10 protein-coding genes and 1 tRNA gene are annotated in these 14,419 nt (G+C 59.4%); 7 read left to right on the forward strand and 4 right to left on the reverse strand.

Annotation, left to right across the window (positions count from 1 at the left end; translation table 11 throughout):
* Window positions 1-138: 138 nt before the first annotated feature.
* The gene (locus tag RCAS_RS25455) at window positions 139-2,520 is read right to left on the reverse strand and encodes a LamG domain-containing protein (protein WP_011997739.1); all 2,382 of its coding nucleotides are present in this window, start codon (window positions 2,518-2,520) and stop codon (window positions 139-141) included.
* A gap of 931 nt (window positions 2,521-3,451) precedes the next feature.
* Here RCAS_RS25455 and RCAS_RS01075 point away from each other — a divergent pair.
* The 6 genes from RCAS_RS01075 (at window position 3,452) to RCAS_RS01100 (ending at window position 9,704) form a co-directional block, all read left to right on the forward strand.
* A complete protein-coding gene (locus tag RCAS_RS01075) occupies window positions 3,452-4,225 on the forward strand; it encodes a glycosyltransferase family 2 protein (RefSeq protein ID WP_011997740.1) in 774 nt (257 codons plus the stop codon).
* 45 nt (window positions 4,226-4,270) lie between these two features.
* Window positions 4,271-5,275, forward strand: a complete 1,005-nt coding sequence (locus tag RCAS_RS01080; RefSeq protein ID WP_011997741.1) for an NAD-dependent epimerase/dehydratase family protein — start codon at window positions 4,271-4,273, stop codon at window positions 5,273-5,275.
* A gap of 18 nt (window positions 5,276-5,293) precedes the next feature.
* A complete protein-coding gene (locus RCAS_RS01085) occupies window positions 5,294-6,451 on the forward strand; it encodes a DegT/DnrJ/EryC1/StrS family aminotransferase (protein WP_011997742.1) in 1,158 nt (385 codons plus the stop codon).
* A 289-nt stretch (window positions 6,452-6,740) separates the two neighbouring features.
* Window positions 6,741-8,945: a glycosyltransferase family 87 protein gene (locus RCAS_RS01090; RefSeq protein WP_011997743.1), complete on the forward strand. Its 2,205-nt coding sequence runs from the start codon at window positions 6,741-6,743 to the stop codon at window positions 8,943-8,945.
* Between the two features lie 52 nt (window positions 8,946-8,997).
* Window positions 8,998-9,522 (forward strand): OsmC family protein, encoded by a 525-nt coding sequence (locus tag RCAS_RS01095; protein ID WP_011997744.1) that lies wholly within the window; start codon window positions 8,998-9,000, stop codon window positions 9,520-9,522.
* A 2-nt stretch (window positions 9,523-9,524) separates the two neighbouring features.
* Window positions 9,525-9,704, forward strand: coding sequence for a hypothetical protein (locus RCAS_RS01100; RefSeq protein WP_041330118.1), 180 nt, complete (start codon window positions 9,525-9,527; stop codon window positions 9,702-9,704).
* Here the strand turns inward: RCAS_RS01100 and guaB are convergent.
* The 3 genes from guaB to RCAS_RS01115 form a co-directional block, all read right to left on the reverse strand.
* Window positions 9,670-11,193 (reverse strand): IMP dehydrogenase, encoded by a 1,524-nt coding sequence (gene guaB / locus RCAS_RS01105; RefSeq protein ID WP_011997745.1) that lies wholly within the window; start codon window positions 11,191-11,193, stop codon window positions 9,670-9,672. The two genes, RCAS_RS01100 and guaB, sit on opposite strands and share 35 nt — an antisense overlap.
* Before the next feature lie 210 nt (window positions 11,194-11,403).
* Window positions 11,404-13,062, reverse strand: a complete 1,659-nt coding sequence (locus RCAS_RS01110) for a glycosyltransferase family 39 protein (RefSeq protein ID WP_041330120.1) — start codon at window positions 13,060-13,062, stop codon at window positions 11,404-11,406.
* Window positions 13,063-13,360: 298 nt separating this feature from the next.
* Window positions 13,361-13,434 (reverse strand) — tRNA-Gly (locus tag RCAS_RS01115).
* Window positions 13,435-13,483: 49 nt separating this feature from the next.
* On the opposite strand from RCAS_RS01115, the gene RCAS_RS01120 reads away from it, so the two are divergent.
* Window positions 13,484-14,416: a 1-phosphofructokinase family hexose kinase gene (locus tag RCAS_RS01120; RefSeq protein WP_011997747.1), complete on the forward strand. Its 933-nt coding sequence runs from the start codon at window positions 13,484-13,486 to the stop codon at window positions 14,414-14,416.
* Window positions 14,417-14,419: the final 3 nt, after the last annotated feature.

Here is a 14,419-nt window from a genome sequence, read left to right on the forward strand (position 1 = left end):
CCGAGCGCAGCGACTTGTCATTCCGAGCGCAGCGAGGAATCTAAGCGGGTTCGCGCAAGACCCCTCGCTCTGCTCGGGGTGACCATGCCGGATGGTCACAGGTAATTGGTATAAGTCCGTCGTAATGCCGGTTTTTCCTTATCTACCTGGCGCGGTCGATCCGACGCGCTGAGGGTCGGCGCTGTCGACGCCTGCGTTCCGTCCGAGCATCAGGTGATACCCATTCCCCGACACATCACTCGCCATCTGCCCGCTCTCCTCGTCGAACACATAGAGCGCGACGGTCTCGGTGTCTGCGGTGAGCGGCGCCGATGGCGGCGTGAAATTTCCGGTATAGCGCGCGATCCGCGAGATTCGCACATCGTCGATTTGGCCGGCGAAGAAGCCGTAGCCGGTCATTCCCCCTAGGCGCACAACTGGCATATGACTCACCGTTCCAACCGAACCGGAGGTCCCGGCAACGCCGTTGACAAACACGCGCGCAGTGCCGTTATCATACGTTGCTGCAACGTGGTACCACTGATTGGCTTGCAAAACAACGCTGTCGTTACGAACGAACGACCAGACGCCGGCGCTGTTCGCAACCCACAATGTCGCCCGACCATCAGTGAGTTCGAGCGACCAGCCGCGCGATCCATCGCCGGTGACGATCACAATCGAGGATTGATTGGCGCTCGAAGGACGCACCCAGGCTTCAGCAGTAAACCTGCCGTTCATCGAAAATGCCGCATTGCTTGCCTCGTCGTCGATGCCGTCAAATGTCAGCGCGCCATTGGCTCCGGCAATAGACGATGGCGTGGGAGTAGCGGTTGGCGATGCCGGAAGATTCGTCGCTGTTGGCGGCGCAGGCGTGTTCGTTGGCGTCGATCCGCCGCCTGACGCCGGACCAAAGGCAACATCGTCGGCGTACACTGTTGCATTCAGACTGGACACATTCATCTCGACCCGCGCTCGAACGGCGCCGGTTGGCGCAGCATAGACGCCACGCGCCATCTCCCACACGCCGCCGGTGCTATTGGTGAAACTGCGCGGCGTATCGGTGCGAATGATCGTATTGTCGGAACGCAGCCAGCGCACCCGTATCCTGAAAGTGAATGCATCACCGCTGGGAGGGATGTTGACGTAACCGAGCAGGACATAGTTTGTTCCCGCTGTGACGCCTGTAATGGTTTGAGAAATCGTATAGTTGGCATTATCGGTAGCATAGTGGCGCATGGCGTAACTGCCGCTGCGCACCACTGCTGCACTTCGGATCACCCGTGCATTCGTCGTCCAGTCATCGGGGCGCGTGTCGCCGTTGGCATCGAGTTCGAACCCGCCGTTCTGCAACAGGTTTACTGCCGGACCATCGCTGGTGGGAGTTGGTGTCGCCGTCGGCGCAACGGGCGTATTCGTCGCCGTCGGCGCAACGGGCGTATTCGTCGCCGTCGGCGCAACGGGCGTATTCGTCGCCGTCGGCGCAACGGGCGTATTCGTCGCCGTCGGCGCAACGGGCGTATTCGTCGCCGTCGGCGCAACGGGTGTATTCGTCGCCGTCGGCGGCACAGCCGTCGCCGTAGGCGTCCCCGTCGGCAGCGCCGTGGGCGTCCCTGTCGGCGGAGCGGGCGTGTCGGTTGGCGGATCGACGCCTGTCCAGGGCGGCGTTTCGGTAGACCAGACCGGACCGCCCGACAGCGGATCAACGAAGAGTGTTCCGTTTGTGGGTCCGCCGACCACGCCGGACGTATCGTTAACAACGACCCCGGCGCCTTCATCAAAATGGTAGAGTGCAACAGTCAGCGTATCAGGAACGAATGGTTGTGTCGGGCGAGAAAACGGCGCGGTATAGCGCAACGCCTGCGACAGACGAACCTCATCGATCCAGCCATTGAACGAAGGGTAGGCAGCGCGATCATAGTCGTGCTTTTCGGCGCCGATGACCAGGTACGGCTCATTGGGCCATTGGGCAGTACGCCCGTCCCGGTAACTGATAGTGCCGACCGGACCGGTCGCCTGCGCATCGAGCGCGCCATCGACGAAAATGGTCAACTGCCCATCGTTGAACCGTCGAGTGACAGCAATGTGATGCCACTGCCCATCGGCGACATTCGTTGCGCCGCAGATCGTCTGGCTTGCAGAGGACGTTGCGACACCGAACGCGATACGTCCGCCGTAGATCGAAATGCCATAGTCGCCGTAATCGCCTGTACCGAAGATGTCGCGGTCGAACGTGACGTTGCCATTGATCCAGGAGTCTTGCCCGGCAACGCATGGACCGCTGGTATTGGCGCCAGGAAGTGCGCGCATCCAGAACTCGAAAGTAAAATCGGTCTCCCCAATATCGGCAGGACGGGGCGGTGCGTCCAGTGGTATCTTGACACGATCAACATCGCGGGCGCCAGTCCCATAGAAGCGGAGCGAATATCCCTGCTGCGCTTCGACGCGACGCGGCGGCAGCGTCGCCAAAGCGGTCAATACAACGATAACGATGAGCGTTGCCCATAAAGCGCCTGAGCGCTGGTTTTGCCATGTTGATCCCAAAACGCTCTCCTGTCAGTTTCAACAGTGTGCGGAATACTGGACTATGAACCGGATTGCGAGTCATCACCCAGAAATAGCGACGCGGTCACATCATTGGGAGAGAGCATCATGCAGAGTATATGGTTCGTGAAAGTGGATTACAATTACAGACTCTTCACATCAGTCCGCATCTGTGCTATCAGTGATCGTATCGTTGCAAACCTGGAACGCAAGAGCGGGTTTCAGACCTGCCCGTATGCTATCTGATAGAGTGAACAACCAGATGTTGCGCAATTCTTGACGGTGTGACCGTCTTGCAGCGGACGCTGGCTGAGCCTGTCGCAGCCGACGTCCGCCGCTCCGCTTCCTTGATGATCCAGGTTGTAGTTGACCGCTCTATGAGGAGTGTATCTCATACTCATGCGCGGTCATTCGCACCATACTGCCGGGGCGCGCAGCGGGACGCTACGGGCTGAAGCCCTCGCTGAGGACATGAAAGTCCCGCTGGGGCTGCTGATACGATGCGCAGTCTGCGTCCACGACTGCCAACGCGCATTGACCGTTGCGCCTTGCAGAACGGGCGCTCGAACATCTGTGTATGAATTACCAATGACCTGTGAACATCCGGCATGGTCACCCCGAGCAGAGCGAGGGGTCGTGCGCGTCCCGCTTAGATTCCTCGCTGCGCTCGGAATGACAAGTCGCTGCGCTCGGAATGACCAGCATGCGGCATCTTCAATCGTCATGGGTAGAATGACCGCTCCGTGGTATGAACAAGGCAATTGGGTAGGCGAAGGCAGCGCCTGCCCACCCGATGAACGTCGCAGATCAAGATGCTGCGGTTCCTGTCAATCCGTGCGCAGAGACGACAGAGCTATAGTGGATACGCCGCACACGCCGGTATGCTATAATCTTCCGGCTTACATTCGCAGACGCAACGGCAAGGGACGCAATGGAACAGGAGCAGCGACGACCGGGCATCTCAGTATTCTTTCCGGCATACAACGACGGTGGCACTATCGGCAGTATGGTTGTCGCCGTCATCAAGACTCTGGAGGAATTAACCGACGACTACGAAGTCATCGTGGTGGAGAATGGCAGCACCGATTACACCGTCACCGTGCTGGAAGAACTGGCGCAGCGTTTCGAGCGCTTTCGATACTATTCGTACCGCGAGCCGCTCGGCTACGGCGGGGCGTTACGCGCCGGATTCGCCGCCTGCACCAAAGACCTGATCTTCTACACCGATGGCGATGCGCAGTACGACCCGCGCGAACTTAAACTGCTGCTCCCGGCGCTGAACGACGATGTCGATATCGTCAATGGCTGGAAGATCGACCGAAGCGATCCGCTGCACCGGAAAATCATCGGGCGCGTCTATCACCACACAGTCAAGTTTCTCTTTGGCTTCAAACTGCGCGATGTCGATTGCGACTTTCGCCTGATCCGGCGACGTGTATTCGATACCATCGACCTGGAATCTGACAGTGGCACGATTTGTCTGGAATTGGTAAAGAAATTGCAGGATGCCGGGTATCGCTTCGCCGAGGTGCCGGTGCATCACTACCATCGCACTTATGGAAAGAGTCAGTTCTTCAACTTCCCACGGTTGTGGCGCACCGGCGTTCAACTGATCGGTCTCTGGTGGAAACTGGTAATCCGGCGCGATCATATGCGTCGGATCAAAGTTCGTCGGAAGCAGCAGGAACTTCCGGTCGAGCGATAATCTTTACCGCAGCGCGTGCTCTCTGGTTTAAGGAAAGGGAACCGCATGCCAGGAACAAACGACTATACCCATGCGTATAGCGGCGCGCGCGTGCTCATTACAGGCGGAATGGGGTTCATCGGTTCGAATCTGGCGCATCGCCTGGTGGAACTCGATGCGCAGGTGACTCTGGTCGACTCACTCATCCCGATCTACGGCGGCAATCAGCGCAACATCGCCGGCATCGAGCATCGGGTGCGCGTCAACATCGCCGATGTGCGCGACGAGTATTCGATGAACTATCTGGTGCAAGGGCAGGATTACCTCTTCAATCTTGCCGGTCAGACGTCGCACCTGGACTCGATGACCGACCCCTATACCGATCTTGAGATCAACTGCCGCGCGCAGTTGTCGATCCTCGAAGCCTGTCGCAAGCACAATCCCAACCTGAAACTGGTGTACGCTTCGACGCGCCAGATCTATGGCAAGCCGGATTATCTGCCGGTCGATGAGCGCCACCTGCTCCATCCGGTCGATGTCAATGGCGTCAACAAAATGGCCGGCGAGTGGTACCATATTCTCTACAATAACGTCTATAGCATTCGCGCATGCGCCCTGCGCCTGACGAACACCTATGGTCCGCGCATGCGCGTCAAAGATGCGCGACAAACGTTTCTCGGCATCTGGATCAAGCGCCTGATTGACGAAGAGCCGATCCAGGTCTTCGGCGACGGGTCGCAGATCCGCGACTTCAACTACGTTGATGATGTGGTCGAAGCGATGCTGCTGGCAGGCGCATCGCCTGCGGCGGATGGCGGCATCTTCAATCTGGGCAGCGACGAAACGATCAACCTGCGCGACCTGGCGGCATTGCTGGTCGAAATTAATGGCGGCGGCAGTTTTGAAATTGTGCCTTTCCCACCAGACCGCAAAGTCATCGACATCGGCGATTATTACGCCGATTACCGCATGATCCAGGGGCGGCTCGGCTGGCGCCCCAAAGTGTCGTTGCGCGAGGGATTGCGCCGTACTCTCGAGTTCTATCGGCGTGAGCGCGAGTATTACTGGTAGCGAGAAAGGCGAGTTGCGATGCCTCTGAACATTCCTTTTGGCGATCTGAAACGTCAGCACGACGCCATCCGCGCCGACCTCGACATCGCTATCGCGCGTGTGCTCGACAGCGGTTGGTACATTCTGGGTCCGTCGGTCAGCGCATTCGAGGAGGCGTTCGCGGCATTCTGCAACGCTCGTTTTTGCGTCGGCGTCGCCAATGGAACCGAGGCGCTGCAACTGGCGCTCACCGCACTTGGCGTCGGTCCTGGCGATGAGGTGATCACCGTCGCCAACGCCAGTGTCTATCAGGCGATCACGATTGTGGCGGTCGGGGCGCGTCCGGTGTTCGTGGACGTGGACGAACGCAGTCATACGATGGATCCGGCAGCGCTCGAAGCGGCAATTACCCCACATACACGGGCAATTATGCCGGTTCATCTCTACGGGCGCATGGCGGATATGGACGCGATCATGATGATTGCCGACCGTTACGGCATTCCGGTAATCGAGGATTGCGCCCAGGCACACGGGGCAACCTGGCGCGGGCGCCCTGCCGGGAGCATTGGTGCACTGGGATGTTTCAGTTTCTACCCAACCAAAAACCTCGGCGCGGTTGGTGATGGCGGCGCGGTGACAACGAACGATGCAGCGTTGGCGGAAAAGATTCGCCGGTTACGGCAGTATGGCTGGGAGCGCAAATACTACACCCGCGACGCCGGTGGTCTCAATTCGCGCCTCGATGAACTTCAGGCTGCGATCCTGTCGGTCAAGTTACGCCATCTGCCTGCATGGAATGCGCGACGCCGCGCGATTGCAGCGATGTACAACGATCTCCTGGCTGATGCTGGCCTCATACTGCCCGAAGCCCCGCCGGAAGGCGATCACGTGTTTCACCTGTACGTCATCCGCGCGGCAGAGCGCGATGTGGTGCAGGCGCGGTTGCGTGAACAAGGCATCGGTACGGATATTCACTACCCACTGCCAACGCATCGGCAACCGGTGTATGCCCCATTTGCGCCGCGCGAAGGGCTTCCCACCACCGAACGCCTGGCGCGCGAAATCCTTTCGCTACCCATGTTCCCCGAACTGACCGATGATGAGGTGCATGCCGTGGCAGAGACGGTGAGAGAGGTTGTGAGAACCGAGAACCGAGAACCGAGAACCGAGAACCAAGAACCAAGAACCAAGAACTGATACTGATATGCGATCATTTGTAGAATAATGGTTTTTGAGAACACAATCCGGTAGCGCCTGGAGAAGCCCACGCAGGTGTGCTTTGCAACCGTAGCCCGCGGTTTCAGCCGCCGGGCGGTCTGATGCCAGGGCACAGTCATGCGTCCACGACACGCCTGCCGGTGTGCGTTGACCATTGCGCCTTGCCCAACGAACACGCGAACACCTTGTCTGACTGACCGCAAGTTCGTATAACCTTCAACCTCTGCGTCTTTGCGCCGTTGTGTGAGGGAGAGAGACCAGGAACTGCATGGCAGGCAAAGATAACATTACGATTCACGATGCCGTATGGATGGCGTGGGCAGCGTTGTGTGCGTTCCTTATTATTGGCATCGTGGCTGCGCAGGCGTGGCCTTTGGTCGTTGACATCGGCAAGCGCGATGCGCGTTTTGCGATCGGGTTTCACGAACCGGAAACGGATATCATTAATCTGACACAGTTCCGCTGGAGCAACGGCGACTCAACTATTGCGCTGCCACAACCGCCGATGCTGACGCCTTCGCTGATAACGCTGCGGCTGCCAAATGGTCGTCCGACAGACACCGCTCCTCCCCGCGTGACGCTTACGAGCGACGTTGGTAAACTGGCATCGTTTGCATTCCCCGATTTCCGACCACGCATCTATCGTTTGCTGCTCCCTCCAACGGCACGCTTCGATTGGGCGATACGTATCGACATCGTCAGCGACACGGTCACGCCGCCAAACGATGCGCGTCCTCTGGGGGTGGCGGTCGATACGGCAATTCTGGCGCCTGTGAGAGCGCCGATTACACTGCCATCCCTGTGGACGGCGATCTGCGCGCTGATGATCGGCGCGCCAGGGTTCGCCCTGCCGCGCGCCGCAGGGCTTGCGCCGCGCAGCGCCTTCATCGCCAGCCTGACGCTTGCGCTGCTGATAGCGGCAGGTATCTGGCTGCGCCCGCTGGAAACGCTGCCGTTCTTTCAGCGATTTGTAGCGATCTTGCTCATTGGATGGATTGGAGGCACGCTGCTGCGCATACTTCTGCCACCGGCGATAGAACCTGAACATTCCGCTCCGGTGATCTCCGGCGTATATTTGCCGGTCGCAATGGCTGTGGCGTGGTGGATGCCACCCTTAATGCAGGCATATCTGAGCATTGATGGTGCACCGCTGGTCGCGCCGCCGTGGCCGGTCGTGTGGATTGGCTGCGGAACTTTTGTTGCACTGCTGATTGGCGGAGCGGCAGCATATGCGCGAACAGGAAGAAGTGGTCTCGCTCGTGCTGCGTTGATCGTGCTGTCTATCAGCGCCGTGATCCACCTGGGGTACAGTATTGGCTTCGCCTACACCCGTCAGGCGCCCGATTTCTGGATTCTTTTCCGCAGCGCGCGCGAGTGGACGCGCGGCGGTTCGCTGTACGACATCCACGCCGTGCTGACTAATCACTTCGGTCATGTGTTCAAGGTGCCACCTTTCTACGGCATGCTGTTCGTTCCATTCGTCACCATGGATGGATTGACCGTGCTGCTGGGGCACCGGGTTATGAATACGGTCCTGATCGTTGCGACGGCGCTGATCTGGCTACGTATGTGGCGACTGCCGCTTGTTTCCCTGAGCGCCGCCAGCCTGTTGATTCTCTTCAACTTTCGCCCTCTAGCGGATACCCTGGCGTATGGGCAGATCGATCTGGTGCTGCTGTTCCTGCTGACGCTGGCGTTGTGGGCGCTGCGCAGCGGGCGTGACGGAGCGGCAGGCGCACTGGTGGCGCTGGGAACACTGTTCAAGATTTATCCGGTGTTGTTGCTGGCATTCTTTGTTGTCAAAGGTCACTGGCGCGCGCTGATCGGCTTTGTTGCCGCGATGGCGGTGTACAATGGCGTAGCCATCGCAGTTATCGGGTGGAATGAACATCTGACCTATCTGACACAAGTGCTGCCGAACATCGGCGGCACGACTTCGTGGGTCGAGAATCAAACGATCTCAGGATTTCTTGCCCGCCTGACCGACTCGCCGCGCAGCGCAACGATCTATCAAAACGAGATGGTGCGCTTGCTGGGGACGCTCATCTCCGGCGTTGCGGCGCTGGCGGCGTGTGTGCTGGCGTTGCGCCCGACGTCGCGCGACAGCACGGGGTATGCGCTTCAGTACGGACTGTTTCTGTTGCTGATGGTGCTGGCGTCGCCGGCTGCGTGGATGCACTACGAAACGCTGCTGATTGTGCCGTTCGGCACACTGATCCTCCACCTGCGCGAGCGCACGGTATCGCTGCCGTATGCCGTGGCGGTGGCGATCAGTTTTGCGCTCATTGCCTATGGCAATCAGTGGAGTTTTTACGATGGAACTGTTCATGGCGTCTTGACGATAGCCGGCGTTTCGTACAAATTCTATGGCATGCTGCTGCTCGGCGGTGTGCTGACCTTCGAGGCGTTGCGTGAGCCTGCGCCCGCCCTCCTGCCGCGCCTGGCGCGGACGATCGCGCGTCCGGGACAATAGTGGTGTGCGGCGCGAGGTGCGCCGCGAGTAAGTTGATGAGGGGGAGATCGTCGTGACCACACTTCCCGAATATCTGGATTTCAAAGCGCAGCGTGTTGCGGCGCTACGCGAGAAACTGTCCGCCCCCGACGCCGCGCCATCGCTGCTGCACGTGCTGGCGCGGGTCGCAGGCGGCTCAGGCGTGCGCCCGGTCAGCATCCGTGAGTTCACAATCGTAACCGACTCGGCGCCGGCGCTGGCGGGGTACAATTTAGGTCCAACGTCACCGGAGTTGTTGCTGGCGTCGCTGGCCAGTTGCCTGGCACACACCTACCTGATTGTCGCCGTCAATCGTGGGGTGCGCTTCGACACGCTGGAAGTAGAGGTGACCGGTCAGATCGACTTCCGCGGCATTCTGGAAGTCGATGCCGACGCGCCGATCCCTCCCTCTGGTCTTGCCTACGTTGCGCGCGTGTCGGGTGAGGTTTCCGACGACGAACTCTGCCAGATCCAGGCGGATGTCGAGCGGCTTTGCCCGGTGTTTCGCGCGCTGGTCGAACCCGTGCCGGTCAATGGGCGCGTCGAGCGGGTGGCGTAACCATGGCGCAGTATGCAGCAGGCATCGCCATCGGAAACGGTCACCGGCACACGGCGCGCCTGCCCGGTCACATGAAACCGGACTCGTTGCGCTACGGATCGGAAGCCGCACCATTGCGTCAGCGCGCAACGAACACCACCGTCTCGCTTATCGCCGCTCGTAGTTCGGCGCTTCCTTCGTAATGGTCACATCGTGGGGGTGACTCTCAATTAATCCCGCCATCGAAATACGAATAAAGCGCGCCTCGCGCCGCATCGTCTCGATGTCTTTTGCGCCAACGTACCCCATGCCGGATCGCAGCCCGCCGACCAACTGGAAGATCGTATCGCTGAGCGGACCTTTGTAGGGGACGCGCCCTTCGATCCCTTCCGCCACGAGTTTCCGCCCTGTGCCTCCCTGGAAATAGCGGTCGCCGCTGCCATGCTGCATGGCGCCAATCGAACCCATACCCCGATAACTCTTGTAACTGCGCCCTTCATACAGGATCGTTTCGCCTGGACTCTCCTCGGTTCCGGCGAGAAGCGAGCCGATCATGACCGTATGCGCCCCGGCGGCGATGGCTTTGGCAATGTCGCCACTGTAGCGAATGCCGCCATCGGCAATGATTGGAACGCCGAACCGCGACGCCGCGCGTGCGCATTCGGTAATCGCCGTGATCTGCGGCATGCCCGCGCCAGTCACTACCCGCGTCGTGCAGATACTTCCCGGTCCCTGCCCGACCTTCACTGCATCGACGCCACGCTCACACAACGCCACCGTCGCAGCGCCGGTCGAGACATTCCCGGCGACCAGTTGCACATCCGGGTAGCGCTCGCGAATGCGCAGCACCGCATCAAGCACCCCGCGTGAATGCCCATGTGCGGTATCGATCGCCAGCACATCCACCCCGACCCGCACCAGCGCATCGGCACGCTCCAGATAGTCGCCGGAGGCGCCAATCGCTGCGCCGACCCGCAACCGCCCCTGCGCATCTTTACAGGCGTTCGGGTACTCAATCTGCTTCATAATATCCTTGACCGTGATCATTCCCGACAATTTGCCCCGCCGGTCGACCACCAGCAGTTTTTCGATCCGGTGCTCATGCAGAATCTGTTTCGCCTGCTCGAGTGTGGTGCCTTCGGGCACAGTGATGAGATTGCGCGTTGTCATTAGATCGCGGATCGGACGACTGCGATCCGTCTCGAACCGCAGGTCGCGGTTGGTTACGATACCAATCAGATCGCCGTCCGGTGTTGTAATTGGAATGCCGGAAATGCGATACTCCGCCATCAAATCGAGCGCATCGCCGACGGTTTTATCCGGTCCCATCGTGATCGGGTCGGTGATCATGCCGCTCTCGGAGCGTTTGACCTTCCGCACCATTTCCGCCTGCGCTTCGATGGGCATGTTTTTGTGAATGAACCCGACGCCGCCTTCGCGCGCCAGCGCAATCGCCAGACGGTGTTCTGTAACCGTATCCATAGCGGCGCTGGTGATCGGAATATTGATTCTGATGGAACGGGTCAGTTGCGTGGCGACATCGACCTCGCCCGGCAGAACCTGTGACTCTGCCGGGATCAGGAGCACGTCGTCGAACGTCAACCCTTCGCGCGCGTATTTATCGTCCCAGTCAATTGTCACATCTACCTCCTTCTCCGTATCGGTGCAGGGAATAAAAGACCCTCTGCGCATTGCTGCGCAGAGGGCAAGGTGACATCCGCCCAACCATTGATTGGCAAATGCTGGCGAATCAGAAGTCGTATTCCCACGGTGGTTTTCATCGATACCATAGCGTAGTAGTATACTCGCTGCACGAACGATCGTCAACGCGCGCGCTTGAGGAGACGCGGCGAGGGGCAAGATCACCGTGCAACCAAAACGACGACCGGTCCAGAACTGCGATCAGTCTGATGGTGGAGGCGTATTGATCTGGTACAGTTGTCCGGTAAGATGATGCGCCAATCGAGCCGGCGCTCCGATCGGTGTCAGTTCGCGCCATCGTCGAGCATCGGAAGTAATTTCATCACGCCGCCCGCTCAAATAGTAGACCGTATCGAACCCTGCGTTGCTCAACCGCTCGATAAGGTAATCAAGATCGGCGCCATCATCAACCAGAAAAATCATGCGTTCGTCATAGAAGATCGGCGCCAGCAGCGGCGGACCGTACCACGTATCGGTGATAATCGCTGATGCTCCGCTCTGCGCGACTGTTGTGAGCAAGGTATGGTTCGCCGTATTGAAATCGCGCAACTGGCGCAATCCCGCACATTGCGACAACATGGCGACAAAGAGGACAATGGCGCTCACGCCCGCAACCGCAGCGCCAGCAGCAGGGCGGCGAAGCCATGACCCTGCGCGCCAGAAGCCTGCGATTGTCAGCGCCGGCGCCGCCGGCAAAAGCATGCGTGGACCCCACTGCGCACCACCATCAGGCAGCAGCGCCAGCCAGGCCAGCGCGATAAACGTCAACCCAAATGCGGTCAGGATCAAAGGTGTGTCAACACGATCTAATCGCTCCTTCGGGGCAACCGGGAAGCAACACAGCAGTACTGCCGGAAATGTCATCAGCAGCGTTGTTTGCAACCCGCCGCGCGGCGCTCGTTGAATGGCAGCTGCGATCACAATCGTCACGACAATGGCGAGCGCGAAGCCGACATTCGCCGCGCTGCGCGCACGCCATATCGCCGTGATAATGGAGACTATGACCAGTACAATCACCAAGCCCGCCAGAACCGGTTCATCAAGTGGTACAAGCAGGCGATCAGCCCATTCTATGCGCATCATCAATGGATCACTCGCTCCCCGATATTGTGCCGCTCCCGCAACCAGCACATGCGGACCGACCGCCGCGCCAAACACGATCTGGTTGTAGAGCAACAAGGGCAACACTCCAGCACCCGCACCGATGCCGATCCAGGCAGCAGTTTGCAACGACTGCGAGCGCCGTGTAAGCAGAACCGCACCGATCAGTGCCGGCGCTGCCAGTATGGCTTCGTTGCGCAACCACGCTGCGGCGCCAATAGCGATGCCGGCGCCAAAGAACCGGCGCCGCTCATTGCGATGATACCCTTCCAACGACTGCCAGAGAGCAAGGGTTGTCAGCAACATCGCTGGCAGATGTTCCCAGAAAATAACGCTGTAAAACAACAAAGGCGATGTCAACGTCAGCGCCAGAGCCGAGAGCAACGCCCCTCCCGGACCAAGCAACGGACGAGCGATGCAAGTGCAGATCAAAGACAGCGCAGCGAGAGAAACCAGTGGAACCAGGTATAACCCGGCAAACCCAAAGAAAAAGAAGGGAACGCTGCTGATCAGAGCGAAGGCGTCCGAGAACATTGCATAGGTCTGCCCGCCGTGCTGATAATATTGCCCTCGTAACGGACTGACCCTGTCATCCTGATCGATCGCCGCACCGGGGTAGATCAGCGCACTACTGCTGAATTTGTTCAACAGAAGGCTCTGCACCTGAATCAGCTTCACCCCCTGATCGGTAGACCAGAACCCGTTGAGTGGTCCAACATATCCAAAAAGCAATGCACTGGCAACGAGTAGAGGTATCACGAATGCGACCACCTCTGGCCAGTAGCGTGCAAGAGAAAAACGTCCTACAGATGTTCTACCCATAACGTGCAGAAGTCGGCTCTGGACATGCTAATGGGAAGATCAGTCTAAACCCGGAAATCAAGGACATGGAGCGGCTAACGTTGGCTTCGACAGGCTCAGCCAACGTCAGCCGCAAGATGGTCAACACCGGCAATTCTTGTGCAAGTTGTGCACTCTATCAGTTCTCAGTTCTCACCAAACACCACAAAACCGTCCCCTTCCGGAGACGGTTCCGCGCGCCAGAGATGGTATCATCTGGTACGGGAGACGGGAATCGAACCCGTGACTTGAGCTTGGAAGGCTCTCGCGTTACCACTACGCCACTCCCGCATTGCACTCTGATTCTAATCAGGTATGGCAGAGTCGTCAAGAGGTACTGATGCTTCTTACTGTCACCCCCAATCCGGCCATTGATCGCGTTCTGATTGTTCGCGGATTTCGCAAGAGCGATGTCTGCCGCGTCATCGAACGGATCGACTCGGCGGGCGGGAAGGGATTCAACGTCACACGCGCAGCAATCACGCTCGGCGTTCCGGTGCATACGTGCGCCTTGCTCGGCGGCGACAACGGCAGAAAAATCGCAGCGCTGGCGCAGGCGGAAGGTCTCGACGGCGACTGGAGCTGGCTCAGCGCTGGCGAGTCGCGCATCTGTTTGCTCATCACCGACCCCGAAGCGCGCGACCACCTGACCATCAACGAAACCGGTCCAACGGTCGATCCTTCCGACTGGACTGCATTTATGGAGCTGGTCTGGCGTCAGGCGCGTGATGCCGCCTTCATCGCCCTCTCCGGCAGCGTCCCGCCTGGCGTGACACCGGCACAGTATGTCGAACTGGTGCGCGGTCTGCCGCCGGAGGCGTTCGTGTGCATTGACACCAGCGGTCCAACCCTGGCAGCCGCACTCGATCTTCCGGTCGATCTGCTGAAGATCAACATACACGAATTGAGCGCCGCGCTCGGAAGCGCGATAGACACACCGGATCAGGCGATCACCGCTGCCGCCCATGTGCTGCAACGCGGTCCACGGCGGATGATCGTCACGCTTGGCGCACAGGGCGCAGTGGCAGTCGACGCGCATGGCGCATGGCACGCGCGCACGCCGCCGCTCGATCCCATCAGCCCGGTGGGGAGCGGCGACGCTGCGCTGGCAGGCATCATTGCTACACTGCATCATGGCAGATCTCTCGCCGAAGCGCTGCGCACGGGAGTTGCATGTGGCGCCGCGAATACACTGATGGTCGGCGCCGGACGTATGCGACGCGATGATGTGATGCGCCTGCACGCCGCAACAAATCTGATAGCACTGCGATAGTTC

Source organism: Roseiflexus castenholzii DSM 13941 (assembly GCF_000017805.1).
Lineage (GTDB): Bacteria > Chloroflexota > Chloroflexia > Chloroflexales > Roseiflexaceae > Roseiflexus > Roseiflexus castenholzii.